Raw genomic sequence first — 16,430 nt, forward strand, 5'->3', positions numbered from 1 at the left:
CGTGAATTCCGGGGAAAGGACGAATTCGTGACACGCCTGACCGTCATGCGAATCGCAGGGGCCGCCGCGGCCGCGGGGATCGCGCTCACCGTCGCCGCACCGGGCACCGTCCAGGCCGCCGCCGGGCGCGGGACGCCCACCTGCGGCACGGCCGACCTGCGGATCTCGTTCGCCGAACGCCTCGGCGGGGGGATGAACCACGCGGGCGGGACGCTGGAGCTGAAGAACACCACGGGCCGCACGTGCGCGCTGCGCGGCTACCCCGGGCTGGGCCTGGAGGACGCGCGGCACAAGGCACTGCCCACGCGTACGGTGCGCGGCAACACCTGGTACGCGGACGACCCGGGCAACCAGCTCGTCCTGCTGAAGCCGGGCCAAGCGGCGCAGGCCAACGTCGCCTGGACGCACACGGGGACGGAGGCGCGGTCGGGGTCGTATCTGAGGGTGACGCCGCCGGCCGCGCGCACGTACCGCGTGATACCGCTCAACGACGCCGTTGATTTCGGGGAGTTGCACGTTACGGCGGTGGCGCACCGGGTGCCGACCCGCGGCTGACGGCAGACTCCGAGGGCCCCGGACCATGCGACGACATCGGCGCAAAAACATCGCACGACCCGGGGCTTTACCTTCCAATCATTGCTCCATGACCAAGACTTGACTAATCTCCGAGTCCGGAACAGCCCGGAGCACCACGAAAGAACCCGGGGTACGCCGTCGCCACGGCGCACACCCGGGTCCTGAACAGATCGACGCGCAGCAGCCGTTCACGAGAGGATCACCCCCCGCACGCGCGGGGAGTGCGTGGTTGGCGAGCGCGTCGTCCAACTCACCCCGGAGGGTACCGTGAACTATCCGAATCGGCTACGTGACGCGATAGCGGAAGACGGCACGACCCCACTCATAGGCGTCTTCGACATGTTCTCCGCCTCCGTCGCGGCGCAGCACTACGACGGCATGTTCGTCTCCGGCTTCGGCTTCGCCGCCTCCCACTACGGGCTGCCGGACATCGGGTTCATCGCCTGGCCCGACCTCGTCCACTTCGTCCAGCGGTTACGCCAGGCGTTCCCGCTGCAGCACCTGCTCGTGGACATCGACGACGGTTACGTGGACCCGGAGACGGCCTGCCACGTGGTGCGTTCGCTGGAGCAGGTCGGCGCCTCCGGGGTGATCCTGGAGGACCAGAAGCGCCCGCGCCGGTGCGGGCACGTGGACGGCAAGCAGGTGCTGCCGCTGGAGGAGTACCTGGAGAAGCTCACCATGGTGCTGGAGGCGCGGCGCGACATGGTGGTCGTCGCGCGCACCGACGCCACGGAGGAGCCCGAGATCCTGCGCCGCGCCAAGGCGTTGGCGGCCACCGACTGCGACGTGATCCTGGTGGACGGGGTGCGCAGCGTGGACTGGATCCGCAAGGTGCGCGACGTCATCGGGGACAAGCCGCTGCTGTTCAACCAGATCGCCGGCGGCAAGTCGCCCCGGCTGTCGCTGCCCGAACTCGGGAACCTGGGCGTGGACGTGGCGATCTACAGCACGCCGTGCCTGTTCGCGGCGCAGAGCGCGATGGACGAGGCGCTCACGGTGCTCAAGCGGGACGACGGCCGGCTGCCGGAGTTCACGTCGTCGAGCATCGGGGTGGACCGGTCGCTGGCCCTGCTGGAGAAGAACATCTCGCGGCACCACGACCGTCCCTCCGCGGCCGCCGGCCGATAGGGCCGGCCGGTGGTCCCGCCGCGCCGCGGCATCGGCACGGCGGGACCGCCTCGCGGCCTTCACCCCCGGCTGCTGCGGCTGCCGAAGCGGCTGCGGATCAGCCGGCGGCGGATGCCGCTGAGGAGCGGGAAGCGTTCGCGGAACTCCCGGGAGGCGCGGTCGAGTTCGTTGGTGAGCCGCTCGGTGCGCTTCTCCACGTCGAGTTCGTCGAGGATCCGGTCCACCTCGGCCAGCAGGGAGCCGTGCAGCTGCCACTGGCGGGGGTGTTCGCGCACCTTGTCGAGCAGCAGGTGGGCGGCGCGGTCGCGGCTGCGGCGGCCGGCGGCCAGGTCCTCGAGGAGGCGCGACTCGGCGTCCTCGGCGTTCGTGCTGACCTGGGTGGTGATCAGGACGGCGAAGCTGCGGACGGCCCGGGCGAGGTGCTCGAAGACGTCCGCGAGGGCGTCGGCGACGTCCGCCGGGAAGAGCGGCTCGTCGGTGCGCTCGCGGGCGAGGTCGGTCAGCGAGCGGCACATCACGCGCACGACGACGGCGGAGATCTCCAGGGCGTCCAGCCCCGTCCGCAGCACGATGCGGGAGAGCAGCCCCTCCTTGACACGGGGGTTGAGCCGCAGGCTGTCCTCGGCCTGCCGCAGCGAGACGTCCACCTCGGCGATGTCGTGGTCGAGCCGGCGGGCCTCGTGCAGCCGTGCGGCGGCCTCGGCGACGGCCACGGGCCGGCCGACCTCGGCGCCGACGTGCCGCAGCAGCGTGCTCATCCGGCGTGCCAGGTCCTGGATGGCCTCGCCGGCCGGCTCGACCCAGACGGGCGGCACGAACAGCACGTTGAACAGCAGCCCGACCACCGCGCCGATCAGCGTCTCCAGCACCCGGTCCCAGGCCGTGTCGGCCACCCGGGTGACGCCGAGGACGAGCATGGCGCTGATCGCCACCTCGGGGACGAATTCCCCCACGCGGACGAACCGTCCGATGACCAGGGACGCGAGGATGATCAGCCCGAGGCTCCACCAGGTGAGGCCGACCAGCCAGCTGAAGCCGATGGCGATCAGGACACCCGCGACGACGGAGTTGACCCGCCGGACGCTGGTGGTCAGCGTGGAGTAGAGGGTCACCTGGACGACGAGCAGGGCCGTGAGCGGCGCGGTCAGCGGCGCGGGTTCGCTGCTGAGCGACAGGGCCACCACGTAGGAGATGACGGCGGCGGCCGTCGAACGGACCGTCTGCGCGACCGCGGGTTCCCGGCCGCGGCGGACCAGGCTCGTCAGGGGTTCGGGGAGATCACGCACCGTAGACGTCTTCCCGGCCGCCCGCACGGCGGACCGGACGGCGGGGACATGCCACCCGGGTGGTCGGCGCGCGGGTGACCGGCGGCGACCGGGAACTCCCCTGCCGGGTTCCGCCATTAGGGGGAATGGCAGGGGGTTGACAGGGGGATTGTGTCCGCCTCCTGCGCTGGCGTATCGTCCGGACGGGCCTGGGACAAGGCCGCGATGTCACGTGGTGTAGGTGGGGAATTGTCTGTGGTTACGGGAAAAATAATCCGGTTCGACGAGTTCCGCGGGTACGGTTTCGTCGCCCCGGACACCGGCGGCGAGGATGTCTTCATGCACGTCAACGACGTGCACGCGGACAAACGCCTGATCGTGCCGGGTGCGTTCGTGGAATTCGTCGTCGAGGAGGGCGAGCGGGGGCTGAAGGCCTCCCAGGTGCGTCTGATCGACCGGGGCGCGCGGGCGGTGGATTCACCGGTGCAGGCTTTCGGCGTGCACACGTCGGGCGACGACGGCGACTGCGACGTGCTCTCCGGCAAGGAATTCCTGGACGAGGTCACCGAATTGCTGCTCAGCGCCGCGCCGGCGATGACCGGTGAGCAGATCCTCCTCGTGCGGCAGCGCATGGTGCGCCTCGCGGCCAACCACGGCTGGGTCGAGGCGTAGACGTCCTTCCGGACGCCAACGGGCCTGCGGGGCACGGCAGTACGCCGGGCCCCCGGTCCTGTTCGAAGCCGAGCAGCGGCAACGGCGGACCGATGCGCTCACGTATAACGCTCCCCTCGACCTGCGCACGGCACATCCCGCACCGGCTCACGCTCGCACTCCGGCGCCTGGGCTGCGTACACCGTGCCGCACCGTCCCCGCTCAACCGGCGCATCCCAACCAAGAGGTCTAAATTGGGTGGAAGCGCACACGAGAGGAGATATGGCATGTCCTCGAAACGGCGCCGCAAGAAGAAGAAAGCCCGTATGAAGGGCGCCAACCACGGCAAGCGGCCGCAGTGCTGAGCACCGGGCCCGGCCTCCGGGCCCGTCCGGACGGATCACCGGCTGCGGCGGGACCCGGCGCATTGGCGGGCGCGTGGAGTGTCAGCCCGGTGGTACGGCGAACGGCGTGCACTTCCCCGCCGGCCGTCCCCCGTGCTCGCCGAAGAACGTGAGCACGTCGCAGATCGACTGGCCGAGCACGTCGTCGTGCCCGCGGCCCGGGTACGTCCGTTCCGCCACCGCCGGGGAGCCCAGGGCCCGGAGGTTCCGGGCGACCTGGGCGGTCCACTGGGCCGGTACGTCCAGGTCGTTGCCGCCCTGGACGATCAGGACGGGGGACGGCACGGCGGCCCGGTCCGGGTTGCCGTAGGCGGCCATGGTCCGGCCGAGGGCCGCGAGGCGGGCCGGGGGGAAGGGCAGGGCCTGTTCCGTGGTGACGCCGTTCAGGGACGGGTGCCGGTCCTTCAGGCATTCGCCGAAGACCCGGGTGGCGGTGCGGGTCGCGGTCGGCCCGAGAAGCCGGTCCAGGCTCAGCGACCGGTCGGTGGTGGTCAGCCCGGCCAGGGAGTAGAGCGCGAAGGTGAGTTGGGCGGGCTGGTGCGCGGCGATGACTCCCGGGAGCATCGTGTCGAGGTGGCTGGCCGGGGCGACCGCCACGGCCCCTCCGAAGCGCAGCCCGGGCGCCCGCTGTGCCGCGCGGGCGGCGAACAGGGCCGCCTGCCCGCCCTGGGAGTGTCCGGCGGCGAACCAGGTCGCCGAGAGCCCGGGCAGGATCCGCCGGGCGGCGAGGACGCTGTCGACCACGGCGTTGCCCTCGTCCGCCCCGACGAGGTAGGTGTGCATGCCCGGGGTTCCGAGCCCCGGGTAGTCCGTGGCCGCGACCGCGTAGCCGGCGCGGAGGAAGGCGCGGATCTCCTGGACGTAGACGGCGTCCCCCAGGTTCGCCGCGTGCGAGGGCGCGCAGGCGTCCGCGACGCCGGTGGTGCCGTGCGCCCATGCCACGACCGGGCGGCCTCCCTCCGGCGGGGGGCCGTCGGGGACGAGCAGGGTCGCGCTGACGGCGATGTCGGCGCCGTGGGCGTCGGCCGAGTGGTGGAGCACGGTCCAGCGCCGGGCCCGGCCGAACGTGGCGTCCGGCCCCCGGTCGGTGGCGGCGATCGGCGTCCCGGCGGGCGCGGGGGCGAGCGGCCGGGGTATTCGGTAGGTGGCGCCGGACGTTTCGACGGCGGGCGGATTTCCCCCTCCCCCGCCGCCTCCCGCCCCGGTCGCGGGCGCGTCGTCGGCGCATCCCTGGGTCGCGGCGAGGAGGAGCACGGCGCCGAGGGCGCCTCCGATCGCCTTGGTCCGGCAGGTGCTCGATATGCCCACAGCAGCTGTCCCTTCACGGTGCCGGACCCAGCGTCCCAACGGGCGGGGCGCGGCGCAGGACGGGTACGGCCGGACGGGTGACGGGACGGACGGTGACCGTTCAGAGATAGACGACGCGCACGATGGTGAGGGTCAGGACGCTGCGGCTGACGTAGTAGCGGATCAGGACGTCCGCGACGGTGGCCTCGCGCCGGTCGTGCTCCCGGCCGATGGAGGCGGAGCCGCAGCCGTAGGGGTGGTCGGCCACCAGCCGCACGGCGCGGTCGAAGCGGGCCCGCAGGGCGGGGTCCATACCGGTGCACGCCTGGTCGGCCGGAGGCGCATACTGGATCCGGTACCCGCTCACACCGCCCCCGGGCGGCCGGCGGCGGTGGGGACGGCGCCGACGTCCTCGCCCCGTGCGAGGCGGTCGAAGAGTTCCTCGTCCTCCCGGTCCGCCTCCGTGGCCGCCAGGGCCCAGCGGACCAGGGCGGCCGGGAGTTCGGCCGTCGGCACGTGCGGGATCTCCTCGTCGAAATCGCGCAGTTGGTCCTCGTCGAGGGCCGAACGGATCCCGGCGATGGTGCCGGGCAGTTCGACCAGTTCCCCGCCGATCACGGTCTTCATCGTCGCGTCCACGGCATCCTCCTCGGGCCCGCGGGACACCGTACGACAGCCGGGCTCCGGCGGCCACGCGTTCATGGCGAACGGCGAAGGGAGTGTCTCCACGACCATGGAACGGACGCATTGAACAGACGCAACGACTCGTCCACTCTCCGGACTGGACGCGGCGTCACGTCTGGATCGATCGTCTCCCCGCACCGCACTCACGAGAGGCCCGCCCGTGGTCGATCCCGCCCTCCGCTCCGCCGACCGGCCGCAGGCGCCCGCGCTCGGGCGCGGCGGCCGCCTCGCCGCGGCGAGCGTCACCTTCGCCTTCTGGATCACCATGGCGGGCACCACCGCGCCCACACCGCTGTATCCGGTCTACGGCGAGGACTTCGGCTTCACGCCCTTCACCGTCACCGTGGTCTTCGCCGTCTACGCCCTGGGGGTCGTGCTCGGTCTGCTGGTCCTCGGCCGGCTCTCCGACCAGATCGGGCGGCGCCCGGTGCTCGTCCTGTCCACGCTGCTCTCCGCGGCCGCCGCACTGGTGTTCCTGTGCGCCCAGAACCTGGGGGTCGTGCTCGTCGGCCGGGTCCTCTCCGGCTTCTCCGCCGCCCTGGTCACCGGCGCGGCGACGGCGGCGCTCACCGAAGTCCTCGGTCCCGGCCGCCGGATCAGGCCGGCCACCCTGGCGCTCTTCGCCAACATGGGCGGCCTGGCCTGCGGCACGCTGCTGGCCGGCATCCTCGCCGACACCGCGCCGGCCCCGCTGCGCACCCCCTGGGCCGTGATGCTCGCCCTCGCCGTCGTCGGCCTCATCGGCGTCGCCCTGACCCCCGAGAGCTCCGCGCACCGCTCCGGGTTCACCCTCCGCCTCCAGCCGCTGCACGTCCCCGGCGAGATCCGCTCGGACTTCCTGCGCTCGGCGATGGCGGCCGGCGCGGGCTTCGCCGTGCTCGGCGTCCTCACCGCCGTGACCGGCCTGTTCATGGACACGGTGGTGCACGAGACGAGCCACTCGCTCACCGGGCTCGTGGTCTTCACCGCGTTCGCCTGCACCGCCCTGGGCCAGCTCCTGGTGCGCTTCCTGCGGCCCGCCGCCGCCCTGCCCGCGGCCTGTCTCGGGCTCGTCCTGGCGGCGGCGCTGATCGCCACCGCCATGGCCACCCGCACCCTCGCGCCCCTGGTCGTCGGCGCCGCCGTCAACGGCCTGGCCACCGGCGTCTCCATCGGCCACGGCCTGGGGAGCATCACCACCCGCAGCGCCCCCGAGCACCGCGGCGCCTCCGTCTCCACCTTCTTCGCCATCCTCTACACGCTGCTCGCGCTGCCGGCCATCGGCGTGGGCGTGCTGATCCGGGAGTCGAGCCTGCGCCCGGCGGGCGAGATCTTCAGCGCGGTGGTCGCGGCCCTGGCCCTCGCGGTCCTGCTCAGCCTGGTCCGTACCCGGCGCGACGCCCGGACGTGACGGCTGGGCACGGAGCCCGAACCGGCCCCGGTGCGGCGGACGTCCGGCCCCACCGCTGTGCCAGAATCCCTGTGCCCGTACGACCCGGAAGGTGAAGGCCATCAGCGCCCCGCAGAAGCCCGAACGCCCCCGCACCCCCGCACCCGTCATCAGCAGGACGGGCCCCCGGCGCAGCGAGAGCGCGCGTCAGGCGGTGCTGCACGCCGCCGACGACCTCCTGGCGGAACGCGGGTTCGCCGCGCTGACCATCGAGGGCATCGCCGCCCGGGCCGGTGTCGCCAAGCAGACCATCTACCGCTGGTGGCGCTCCAAGGTGGACATCCTCCTCGACGCCGTCACCCAGGACGCCCACGAGGCCCTGGACTGGCAGGCGCCCGGCGGGGACGGCCCCGAGGAGTACCTCAGGGCCCATCTGCGGCGCGTGGCCGCCTTCTTCGAGCAGCCGGCCGGCCTGGTTCTGCGGGCGCTGCTGGGGCACGCCCAGCTCGACGCCGAGGCGGCCGAGGCGCTGCGCAGCGGTTTCCTTCGCGAGCAGCGGGAGCGGGACGTGGCCGGGCTGCGCGCCGTCCTGGAACGGCACACCGGCCGGGCCGTGGACGAGCGCACCGCCGACCGGCTGACCGACGTGCTGCTCGGCCCGCTGTACTACCGGCCCCTGGCCTTCGGGGAAACGGCCGGTCCCGAGGTCACGGACGCGACCGCCCGCCTCGTCCTGGAGCTGGCGGCCGACCGGCCGGTGGGCTGAACGGGCCGGGGCCGCCCGCCTTTGCGGGCGATACGGTACGCCCGCACGATGTCCGAAGCAGCCGGTCCTCGACGGCACAGGCCGGCCGGCTCCGTCCCGTACAGCGGTCGACGGGCCCGCCCGCGCGGCCCGGCCCCGAGGTTCCGCCCGAAGCGACGGATCCGCCCGGAAGCGGCGGGACTCCGACGGCACGCCACGAGCGGGAGCCGCGGCCCCACAACCCCGCCCGGCGCGGCGTCCCGGCACACCAGCCCGCTGTTTGGCCGCCGACGACGCCCGTGCAAGAGTGGCCCGTACACGTATTGACCAGAGAGAAGGGCAGTGCCGTGGCACAGGAAGTCCGGGGCGTCGTGGCGCCGGGGAAGAACCAGCCGGTGCGGGTCGAGACGATCGTCGTGCCGGACCCGGGGCCCGGCGAGGCCGTGGTCAAGGTGCAGGCGTGCGGCGTGTGCCACACGGACCTGCACTACAAGCAGGGCGGCATCAACGACGACTTCCCCTTCCTCCTGGGCCACGAGGCGTCCGGCGTGGTGGAGTCCGTCGGCGAGGGCGTCACCGAGGTCGCTCCCGGTGACTTCGTCGTCCTCAACTGGCGTGCCGTCTGCGGCCAGTGCCGGGCCTGCCGGCGCGGCCGGCCGCAATACTGCTTCGCCACGCACAACGCGAAGCAGAAGATGACCCTCACCGACGGCACCGAGCTCACCCCGGCCCTGGGCATCGGCGCGTTCGCCGAGAAGACCCTCGTCGCCGCCGGCCAGTGCACCAAGGTGGACCCCGCCGTCTCCCCCGCCGTCGCCGGGCTCCTCGGCTGCGGCGTGATGGCGGGCATCGGCGCCGCCATCAACACCGGCGGCGTGACCCGCGGCGACTCGGTCGCGGTCATCGGCTGCGGCGGCGTCGGCGACGCGGCGATCGCCGGTTCCCGGCTCGCGGGGGCGGCGCGGATCATCGCCGTCGACATCGACGACCGCAAGCTGGAGACCGCCCTGCGCATGGGCGCCACCCACACCGTCAACTCCCGTGCCACGGACCCGGTCGAGGCCATCCGCGAACTGACCGGCGGCTTCGGCGCCGATGTCGTCGTCGAGGCGGTCGGCCGCCCGGAGACGTACGAACAGGCCTTCTACGCCCGCGACCTGGCCGGCACCGTCGTCCTGGTCGGCGTCCCCACCCCGGAGATGCGCATCGACCTGCCGCTGCTGGACGTCTTCGGCCGCGGCGGCGCGCTGAAGTCCTCCTGGTACGGCGACTGCCTGCCCTCGCGGGACTTCCCCATGCTCATCGACCTCCACCTCCAGGGCCGCCTGGACCTGGGCTCGTTCGTCTCCGAGACGATCGGCCTGGACGACATCGAGCCGGCCTTCGACCGCATGCACCGCGGCGAGGTGCTGCGCTCGGTGGTGGTCCTGTGATGGCCGCCCGCGTCGAACACCTCACCACGTCCGGCTACTTCTCCCTCGACGGGGGCGTGTGGGAGGTCGAGAACAACGTCTGGATCGTGGGCGACGACCACGAGGCGATCGTCATCGACGCCGCGCACGACGCGGACGCCGTCGCGGCGGCGCTCGGCGGCCGCCGGCTGCTCGCCGTCGTGTGCACCCACGCCCACGACGACCACGTCAACGCCGCCCCGGCACTCGCCGACCGCACCGGCGCGCCCGTCCTCCTCCACCCGGCCGACCTGCCGCTGTGGGAGCGCACCCACCCCGACCGGGCACCGGACGGCGAGTTGACGGACGGTCAGGTACTGACCGTGGCGGGGATCGAGCTGACCGTGCTGCACACCCCGGGCCACGCGCCGGGCGCCGTCTGCCTGTACGCGCCCGCGCTCGGCACGGTGTTCACCGGGGACACGCTCTTCCGCGGCGGACCGGGCGCCACCGGCCGGTCGTTCTCCGACTTCCCCACGATCATCGGCTCGATCCGGGAGCGGCTGCTGCCGCTGGACCCCGCGACCGTGGTGCGCACCGGGCACGGGGAGCCGACGACCGTCGGCGAGGAGGCCCCGCACCTGGACGAATGGATCGCCCGCGGGCACTGACCCCGGCGCCCCCTCCGGGCGTAGGATCAAACAACTGGACGATCGACGCGAGGACGGGGGAGGCATCGTGGACACGGCGGGCCTGGTCGAGGTGACCGACGCGGGCGAACTGAGGGAATTGCTCGGGGAGCCGCAGCGGCGGGTGGTGGAGAAGGTCCGCACCCGTCTCCTCGACCTCGACCGGGAGTGGCTGGAGCAGTCGCCGTTCTGCCTGGTGGCCACCGCGGACGCGGACGGCAACTGCGACGTCTCCCCCAAGGGCGACCCGGCCGGCCACCTGGCCCTCGTCCTGGACGACACGACGATCGCCCTCCCCGAACGCCCGGGCAACCGGCGGGCGGACGGCTTCCACAACATCCTGGCCAACCCGCACGTCGGGCTGGTCTTCCTGATCCCCGGCATCGGGGAGACCCTGCGTGTCAACGGCCGGGCCCGGCTGGTGCGCGAAGCGCCGTTCTTCGACCGGATGGTGGTCAAGGGCCACCGTCCGGTGCTCGCGCTCGTCGTCGAGATCGACGAGATCTACCACCACTGCCCGAAGGCGTTCCTGCGCTCCAAGCTGTGGAAGCCGGAGTCCTGGCAGCCCGAGGCGATGATGGCGAGGGTCCGGGCCGCCGAGGGGCGCAAGGTCCCGGAGAAGCCGCGGGAGGAGCTGGAGGAGCGCTACCGCACGGAGTACGCCGACCGCCTCTACCGCTGACCCCCTACCGCTGACGGGGAAGCTGCCGGGGAATCCGCACCCCGTGCGCCGCCCGCAGCGCGCTCTTGTCCACCTTCCCGGACGCGTTGCGCGGCAGCGCCGTCACCACCGCCACGCCGCGCGGGCACTTGTAGCCCGCAAGGTGCCGGCGGCAGAACGCGTCGAGCCCGGCCTCCTCGATGCGCGTGCCGTTCCGTGCCGCCACCACGGCCAGCACCGACTCGCCCCACTTCTCGTCGGGCACGCCGATCACCGCGACCTCGGCGACGGCCGGGTGCTCGGCCAGGACGCGTTCGACCTCCGCCGAGTAGATGTTCTCGCCGCCGCTGATGATGAGGTCCTTGAGCCGGTCCTCGACGAAGACGAAACCGTCGGCGTCGGCGCGGACCACGTCGCCGGTGCGCAGCCAGCCGTCGGCGGTGACCGTCTCCGCGGTGGCGTCGGGCCGGCCGAGGTAGCCCTTCATCCGCTGGCGGGTACGCGCCCACAGCTCGCCGGTGCGTCCGAGCGGCACGGCGGCCCCCGTGGCGGGGTCGGCGACGCGGGTCTCCACACCGGGCAGGGGGCGGCCGGCGGAGGCGAGGCGGTGGGCCTGCCGGGGGTCGCGGTGGGTGGCGTGGTCCAACGCCGTGACGGCGCCGGAGAGTTCGGTCATGCCGTAGAGCTGGACGAAGCGGACCTCGGGGAAGCGGTCGAGTGCCTCGCGCAGCAGGGGCAGGGGCATGGGCGAGGCGCCGTACAGGCAGTAGCGCAGGCGCGCGAAGGCCGCCGTGGACGCCGCGTCGGCGCGCAGCACGCCCGGCAGCATGGCGGGCACCAGCAGCGTCTGCGTCGCGCCGTCGGCGACGGCGCGGCAGATGGCCTCCGGGGTCGGCTCGCGCAGCAGGACCGTCGGCGCGCCGGCGACCAGGCCGCGCAGGCCGTAGCCGATGCCGCCGACGTGGAAGAGCGGGAGGACGACGAGGTTGCGGTCCGCGGGTTCCATCGGCGCCACGGTCCGCAGCGCGGTGCCGCCGGACAGCATGCTGCGGTGGGTGAGTTCGGCCCCCTTCGGGAAGCCGGTGGTGCCGGAGGTGTAGAGGACGAGGCAGGTGTCGTCGGGGGTGACGTCGGCCGCCGGGGGCACGGGGGCGGACCGGGCGAGCAGCGGTTCGTACGCGTCGTCCGCTCCCCCGGTCACCACGAGGAGCGGCGGGTCGGTCAGGCCGGCGAGCGCGGTGCGCGCGGCGGCGGCCCGGCCGGCGTCGGCGAGGAGCACGGTGGCTCCGGAGTCCGCGACGACGTAGGCGAGTTCTCCGGGTGCCAGGCGCCAGTTGAGGACGGCGGTGGCCACGCCGGCGCCGGCGGCCGCGAGGAAGGTCTCCACGCAGGCGGGGTCGTTGCGGCCGAGGTAGGCGACGCGGTCGCCGCGGCGGACGCCGAGGGTGTGCAGCGCCCCGCGCAACCGGTCGGCCCGCTCGGCGAGTTGCCGCCAGGTCCACCGGCGGTCGCCGCAGGCGAGGGCCTCGCCGTCGGGCGTGCGGGCCGCCCAGTGGGCGGGCAAGAGGTGGATCAGTTCCGGCGGTTGTGCGGACGGGCCGGGCATCGTTTCCCCCATCGTCGCTGCCGGCAGCCTAGTGCCGCGGGTCGGGCGGTGCCACACCGCCCGGCCCGCGGCACTCCGGCCCGTCAGGTCCCGGGCTTGCGCCCGTAGACGAAGACCGGGTCGCCCTGGCGCAGTTGCTTCCAGTACGCCTGGGCGTCCTTCGTCCGCATGTTGACGCAGCCGTGGGAGCCGGGCGGCGAGTAGACGCTGCCGCTGATGGCGTGGAACGCCTGTCCTCCGTCGAAGAACTGGCTGTAGGGCATGCTCACGTTGTAGATCGAGGACCGGTGGTTCTTGTCGCGCCAGTAGACGCGCTTGAGTCCGGTGCGGGTCGCGAAACCCTTTCTGCCGGAGCGTATGTGCACCGGGCCGTAGGTGACCTTCTTCCCGTTCTGGATCCAGCTGACCTGGCGGGTCAGGTCGACGCAGGCGATCCGGCCCTTGTTCGTCGGGCAGGTCACCTTGGCCGGGGTCTTCGCGGGCGCCTTGGCCGGGGCCGCGTCGGCGGCGCCGCCGGTGGCCACCACGAGGGGGACCGTCATGCCGGCGGCGGCGAGGACGACGCCGAGCCGCGTCCTCACTGTGCTGCGTTGGGTTGTCATGAACGGTGAGACCAACGAAATCCGGATCTGGTTGCATACGACATCCGGTGGGTGCGGTCAGGGGCGCAGCAGCGCCTTGATCACCTTTCTGTCGTCCATCGCGGCGTAGGCGTCGGCGACCCGGTGGAGGGGGAACTCGCCGTCGAAGACGCGGCCGGGGGCGAGCTCGCCGTCCCACGTGCGTCGGAGCAGCTCCGGCAGATAGGCGCGGGCCGGAGCGCCGCCGCCCGAGAACGACAGGTTGTGGGTGAACAGTTCCCGGTGCGGGAACCGTGTGATGCCCAGGGGAAGGCCGACGCAGCCGACGCGTCCGCCGGGGCGTACCGTGCCGACGGCCTGCCGCAGCGACAGGTCGGTCCCGACGCATTCCAGGGAGCAGTCGGCCGGTCCGCCGAGCGTTCCGCGGACCTCGGCGACGCCCTCCTGCCCGCGGGCGGCCACGATGTCGGTGGCTCCGAATTCCAGGGCGAGCGCCTGTCGCGCCGGGTGCCGTGACATGACGACGACGCGCTCGGCGCCGGCGGCCCGTGAGGCCAGGACCGCGCAGAGTCCCACGGCCCCGTCGCCGACGACCACGACGCTGTCGCCCGGTCCGACACGTGCGATCCGCGCCGCGTGATGTCCTGTCGCCATCACGTCGCACAGGGCGAGGAGAGCGGGGATCCGCTCGGGTGCCGGCGGGCCCGGTGTGGGCACCAGCGTGCCGTCCGCGAGGGGGACGCGTACCGCCTCTCCCTGCCCCGCGTCCATGGCCCGTCCGTCGGGGCCGGGGACGCCCCAGTGTGCGATGCGGTCGCACGATGTGTGGATGCCGTTGCGGCAGTTGGGGCAGGTGTTGTCGCTGATGTTGAAGGGTGCGACGACGAAGTCGCCGGGGCGCAGGGTGCGCACGGCGGATCCGACCGCTTCGACGGTGCCGACGAATTCGTGCCCCGACCGTGCGGGGCCGGACAGGGGCGTGATGCCGCGGTAGGCCCACAGGTCCGATCCGCACACCGCCGCGGCCACGACCCGTACGACGGCGTCCTCCTCCTCGACGAGCGAGGGATCGGGGACTTCTTCGGCACGGACGTCCCGGGGCCCGTGCAGCACGGCGGCGCGCATCGTGGGGTCTCCTCAGCTCGTGGTCCGGTGGTAGCGCAGGTCGGGGGCGCGGTCGAGGTGGAGGGTGAAGTGTTCGGGGTGCCCGGGGCGGAGCGTCGTGGGGTCCACGGGGTGCGGTGCGACGAGGCGGAGTCCGTTCGCGTGGAAAGTGGCGGGGCCGTCGGGGACGAGGAGGTCGCTCGTGCCACGGCGCCAGAGGAACAGCCGGCCGTCCGCCACGGTCAGCCGGAGGGCGCCCGGGACGTCTGCGCAGGTGTACGTGCCCAGGGCGGTGTGGTCGGACCGGTGGTCCGGCCCGGGTTGTGGCGGCTTCCCGTCGGCGCCGGCTGCCCGGGCTCCCTCGACGATGCGTTGCAGCGCGTCGAGTTGGCAGCCGGCGCTCCTGAACTCCTTGATGATCCTGTCGGCGACGTGGCCGGCGTGGACGGCGGCGTGGTTGCTCAGACAGACGACGCGCAGTCCGGACCGGAAGAGCAGCGCCGCCGCGGAGAATCCCTGCTCGTGCCCGTAGTGGAAGACGGCTTCGTCGCCCGGTCGGCGCGGGTCCGCGTACAGGCCCGGGCCGTAGAGGTGGGGCGGGTGGTCGCTGGGGCAGTAGGGGATGTCCTGGTCGTGGACGAGTCGGCGCGCCGTCGGCCAGGTCTCCCACAGGTGGGTCAGCCAGCGTCCCAGGTCCGTGGTGGAGCACCAGAGGGTTCCGGGGCCGGGCAGGGCCACCGGCCGCTGGCAGCGCACCCAGCCGTCGGGGGTCGGGGCGTAACTGCTCGCCGCGCCCGGCACGACCCGCAGGGGGTCGGGGACGAACCGGGCCGATGTCATCTCCAGTGGTGCGAAGACCTGTCGCCCGGCGAGTTCCGTGAGGTCCGTGCCGTGGACGGTGCGCAGGACGGCGGCGAGCAGGAGGTAGCCGGTGTTGCTGTAGAGGAACCGGCCCGGTTCCGTGCAGCGGCGCGTCTGGCGGAAGGCGAGTTCCAGCAGGTCGTGGGACGTGTAGTGGTCGAGGTCGCGCAGGCCGGCGAGGGAGAGGAGCGACTCGGCGTCGCGCACGCCGCCTTGGTGCCGGACGAGGTCGGCGACGGTGACGGAGGTGAGCCGGAAGCGCGGCAGGAACGCGGACACCGGCCGGTCGAGGCCGAGCAGCCCCTGACGGGCGGCGAGGACGACGAGATGAGCGGTGATCTGTTTCCCGAGGGAGCCGGCGTTGAAGGTGGTGCCGGGCCCGATGGGTGCGGACAGCTCCAGGTTCGCGAGGCCGTGGTGCACGCGCGCGTCGGGTGCTCCGGGCTGCTGGACGAGGACCGCGAGGCCCGGCTTCGGCGGTGGCGCGTCGTGGTTCACAGGGCGAGGGCCTCCCGATGGACGGCGCGCAGACGTTCCCGCAGCCCGGCGTCGGGGACGAGGGCCAGCGCCTGGGCGTGGTCGTCGGCGGTGGGGGCCAACAGGCCGCGCTGTTCGTCCAGGTAGGCGCCGAGGAAACGGCGGACGTCCCCGCTCCGGCGTTCCAGAACGGCCGAGGTGTAGAGCATCATCAGCGGGAAGGCCCAGCAGGCGTGGAGGAATCCGTAGGCCGGACGGGCGGCGTCCTTCCACGGCGAGTAGAACCGGGCCTCGTCGTCGATCTTCGCGTGGACCGCGGTCAGCGCGTCGTTCAGCCAGCTGTGTCCGGCCTCGTGGACGAGGTCACGGGCCAGGACGGCGGGTTCGTCGGTGTAATCGCAGAAGACGGTCCCCGGAAGCCGGGTGATGGACCAGCTGTCCAGGGTCTCGCCGAGGCGCTTGTGCCGCAGCAGGCAGACCACCACGGCGTGGTCGGCGACGAGTTCGCCCAGGCCCGTGTCGGCGTCGGCGGCGGACGCCGCGGCCCTCGCCGCGAGGTCCCGCAGTTCCGGCGCGGCGGCGGGCGTGCGCGGTCCCAGGACGTAGTACGGGGTCTCCGACGCCGGCGAGCGGACGAGCCCGCCCACACCGGGAGCGAGGACGGCCGGCGGGCCGCCGCTCGCCCGGGCGCCGAGGCGCTCGACACCCGCGTCCGCGTGGGACCGGTACCAGTCGAACGTCCCGGTGTCCCCGGCCCGGGCGGCGGCCTCGGCGCCCTCGAAGACGTGGTGGGACAACGCGTACTGGCGGGCGTCGTACTTCTCCGCGGGAGGCGCGTCGGGGTTGACGATCTCGCGCAGCCGGCGGGTGCGGTCGTGGTGCAGGGCGTGAACGGGTGCGAAGTCGAAGATGCGGGACAGCGGTTGCATGGCAGACCTCCCGGGAAAG

General features: G+C 73.3%; 16 protein-coding genes and 1 pseudogene. 8 read left to right on the forward strand and 9 right to left on the reverse strand.

Features of this window, described 5'->3' with window-relative positions; translation table 11 throughout:
• The first annotated feature begins 27 nt into the window (after positions 1-27).
• Positions 28-555 (forward strand): DUF4232 domain-containing protein, encoded by a 528-nt coding sequence (locus tag I5Q34_RS24795; RefSeq protein WP_277965454.1) that lies wholly within the window; start codon positions 28-30, stop codon positions 553-555.
• 288 nt (positions 556-843) lie between these two features.
• Complete coding sequence (locus I5Q34_RS24800; protein ID WP_199894627.1) at positions 844-1,707, forward strand: oxaloacetate decarboxylase; 864 nt, start codon at positions 844-846, stop codon at positions 1,705-1,707.
• Between the two features lie 59 nt (positions 1,708-1,766).
• Here the strand turns inward: I5Q34_RS24800 and I5Q34_RS24805 are convergent, their stop codons facing one another.
• The gene (locus I5Q34_RS24805; RefSeq protein ID WP_277965453.1) at positions 1,767-2,993 is read right to left on the reverse strand and encodes an FUSC family protein; all 1,227 of its coding nucleotides are present in this window, start codon (positions 2,991-2,993) and stop codon (positions 1,767-1,769) included.
• A 204-nt stretch (positions 2,994-3,197) separates the two neighbouring features.
• Between I5Q34_RS24805 and I5Q34_RS24810 the strand changes: the two genes are divergently transcribed.
• The gene (locus tag I5Q34_RS24810; RefSeq protein ID WP_234429501.1) at positions 3,198-3,644 is read left to right on the forward strand and encodes a cold-shock protein; all 447 of its coding nucleotides are present in this window, start codon (positions 3,198-3,200) and stop codon (positions 3,642-3,644) included.
• 425 nt (positions 3,645-4,069) lie between these two features.
• On the opposite strand, the gene I5Q34_RS24815 is transcribed toward I5Q34_RS24810, so the two are convergent.
• The 3 genes from I5Q34_RS24815 to I5Q34_RS24825 all read right to left on the reverse strand — a co-directional run bounded on the left by I5Q34_RS24815 (position 4,070) and on the right by I5Q34_RS24825 (position 5,953).
• Positions 4,070-5,335 (reverse strand): S9 family peptidase, encoded by a 1,266-nt coding sequence (locus I5Q34_RS24815; protein WP_277965452.1) that lies wholly within the window; start codon positions 5,333-5,335, stop codon positions 4,070-4,072.
• 100 nt (positions 5,336-5,435) lie between these two features.
• The gene (locus I5Q34_RS24820) at positions 5,436-5,627 is read right to left on the reverse strand and encodes a hypothetical protein (RefSeq protein ID WP_234429503.1); all 192 of its coding nucleotides are present in this window, start codon (positions 5,625-5,627) and stop codon (positions 5,436-5,438) included.
• Between the two features lie 50 nt (positions 5,628-5,677).
• Complete coding sequence (locus I5Q34_RS24825) at positions 5,678-5,953, reverse strand: hypothetical protein (protein WP_199894630.1); 276 nt, start codon at positions 5,951-5,953, stop codon at positions 5,678-5,680.
• A gap of 205 nt (positions 5,954-6,158) precedes the next feature.
• Between I5Q34_RS24825 and I5Q34_RS24830 the strand changes: the two genes are divergently transcribed.
• The 5 genes from I5Q34_RS24830 to I5Q34_RS24850 all read left to right on the forward strand — a co-directional run bounded on the left by I5Q34_RS24830 (position 6,159) and on the right by I5Q34_RS24850 (position 10,874).
• Positions 6,159-7,388, forward strand: a complete 1,230-nt coding sequence (locus I5Q34_RS24830; protein ID WP_277965451.1) for an MFS transporter — start codon at positions 6,159-6,161, stop codon at positions 7,386-7,388.
• A 91-nt stretch (positions 7,389-7,479) separates the two neighbouring features.
• Complete coding sequence (locus tag I5Q34_RS24835) at positions 7,480-8,133, forward strand: TetR/AcrR family transcriptional regulator (RefSeq protein WP_277965450.1); 654 nt, start codon at positions 7,480-7,482, stop codon at positions 8,131-8,133.
• 326 nt (positions 8,134-8,459) lie between these two features.
• Positions 8,460-9,545, forward strand: a complete 1,086-nt coding sequence (locus I5Q34_RS24840; RefSeq protein WP_199894631.1) for an S-(hydroxymethyl)mycothiol dehydrogenase — start codon at positions 8,460-8,462, stop codon at positions 9,543-9,545.
• Positions 9,545-10,174, forward strand: a complete 630-nt coding sequence (locus I5Q34_RS24845; protein WP_199894632.1) for an MBL fold metallo-hydrolase — start codon at positions 9,545-9,547, stop codon at positions 10,172-10,174. Before I5Q34_RS24840 ends, I5Q34_RS24845 begins: the two co-directional genes overlap by 1 nt.
• A gap of 67 nt (positions 10,175-10,241) precedes the next feature.
• Positions 10,242-10,874 (forward strand): pyridoxamine 5'-phosphate oxidase family protein, encoded by a 633-nt coding sequence (locus I5Q34_RS24850; protein WP_199894633.1) that lies wholly within the window; start codon positions 10,242-10,244, stop codon positions 10,872-10,874.
• A 4-nt stretch (positions 10,875-10,878) separates the two neighbouring features.
• On the opposite strand, the gene I5Q34_RS24855 is transcribed toward I5Q34_RS24850, so the two are convergent.
• From I5Q34_RS24855 to I5Q34_RS24875, 5 genes and pseudogenes are all read right to left on the reverse strand, one after another.
• A complete protein-coding gene (locus I5Q34_RS24855) occupies positions 10,879-12,459 on the reverse strand; it encodes a long-chain-fatty-acid--CoA ligase (RefSeq protein WP_199894634.1) in 1,581 nt (526 codons plus the stop codon).
• A gap of 83 nt (positions 12,460-12,542) precedes the next feature.
• Positions 12,543-12,947: pseudogene (locus I5Q34_RS24860) on the reverse strand (L,D-transpeptidase); the annotation flags it as partial.
• Positions 12,948-13,118: 171 nt separating this feature from the next.
• Positions 13,119-14,165 carry a zinc-binding dehydrogenase gene (locus tag I5Q34_RS24865; protein WP_199894636.1) on the reverse strand — a complete coding sequence of 349 codons (1,047 nt, stop codon included), beginning with the start codon at positions 14,163-14,165 and terminating at the stop codon, positions 13,119-13,121.
• Positions 14,166-14,177: 12 nt separating this feature from the next.
• A complete protein-coding gene (locus I5Q34_RS24870) occupies positions 14,178-15,503 on the reverse strand; it encodes a serine hydrolase (protein WP_199894637.1) in 1,326 nt (441 codons plus the stop codon).
• Positions 15,500-16,411, reverse strand: a complete 912-nt coding sequence (locus I5Q34_RS24875) for an HEXXH motif-containing putative peptide modification protein (protein WP_199894638.1) — start codon at positions 16,409-16,411, stop codon at positions 15,500-15,502. The genes I5Q34_RS24870 and I5Q34_RS24875 overlap by 4 nt, the downstream gene beginning before the upstream one ends.
• Positions 16,412-16,430: the final 19 nt, after the last annotated feature.

The organism is Streptomyces sp. AV19 (assembly GCF_015999245.1).
Classification (GTDB): domain Bacteria; phylum Actinomycetota; class Actinomycetes; order Streptomycetales; family Streptomycetaceae; genus Streptomyces.

Coding starts and splice junctions, on each gene's coding strand:
- I5Q34_RS24865 (WP_199894636.1), bottom strand. CDS start 14,165: ATGCGCGCCGCCGTGCTGCACGGGCCCCGGGACGTCCGTGCCGAAGAA.
- I5Q34_RS24845 (WP_199894632.1), top strand. CDS start 9,545: ATGGCCGCCCGCGTCGAACACCTCACCACGTCCGGCTACTTCTCCCTC.
- I5Q34_RS24810 (WP_234429501.1), top strand. CDS start 3,198: ATGTCACGTGGTGTAGGTGGGGAATTGTCTGTGGTTACGGGAAAAATA.
- I5Q34_RS24855 (WP_199894634.1), bottom strand. CDS start 12,459: ATGCCCGGCCCGTCCGCACAACCGCCGGAACTGATCCACCTCTTGCCC.
- I5Q34_RS24820 (WP_234429503.1), bottom strand. CDS start 5,627: ATGGACCCCGCCCTGCGGGCCCGCTTCGACCGCGCCGTGCGGCTGGTG.
- I5Q34_RS24875 (WP_199894638.1), bottom strand. CDS start 16,411: ATGCAACCGCTGTCCCGCATCTTCGACTTCGCACCCGTTCACGCCCTG.